Annotated in this window: 1 protein-coding gene; it reads left to right on the forward strand. The window is 70.9% G+C overall.

Going from position 1 to position 588, the window contains the following annotated elements; translation table 11 throughout:
- Window positions 1-588 (forward strand): ABC-2 family transporter protein (locus KUM32_RS41930; protein WP_217146854.1); only part of this gene is annotated, 588 nt, incomplete at both ends.

The following is a 588-nucleotide window of genomic DNA, read 5'->3' on the forward strand; positions in this document are numbered from 1 at the left end:
GTTGGGCGGCTACGCCCTGGCGCAGGCCGTCACCTTCGTCTGGCTCGGGCAGGCGCTGCTGGCCGCGTCGGCGCTGCTGGGGGGCGGTTTCCACGAGGAGTTGCAGGAGCGCATCCGGTCCGGGGACGTGGCCATCGACCTGTACCGGCCGGTGGACCTGCAACTGTGGTGGCTGGCCGGCGACCTGGGTCGGGCCGCGTTCCACCTGTTGGGCCGCGGCATCGTGCCGCTGCTCGTCGGCTCGCTGGTCTTCGAGCTGACGCTCCCCGCCTCGCCGTTGACCTGGCTGTACTTCCTGACCGCGGTGGCCCTCGGCGTCCTGGTCAGCTTCGCCATCCGCTACCTGGTCGCCCTGTCCGCGTTCTGGCTGCTCGACGGGACCGGGCTCAACATGATCAGCCTCGTCCTGTCGCTGTTCTTCTCCGGCATGATCCTGCCGCTCAACGTGTTCCCCGGGGCGCTGGGCGACCTGGCCGCCGTGCTGCCCTGGTCGGCGATCCTCCAGATCCCTGCGGACGTGCTGCTCGGCGAGCACCAGGGCACCGACCTCGTCACGGCCTTCGCCTTCCAGGCCGGTTGGGCCCTGGC

The organism is Streptomyces sp. AC627_RSS907 (assembly GCF_019049165.1).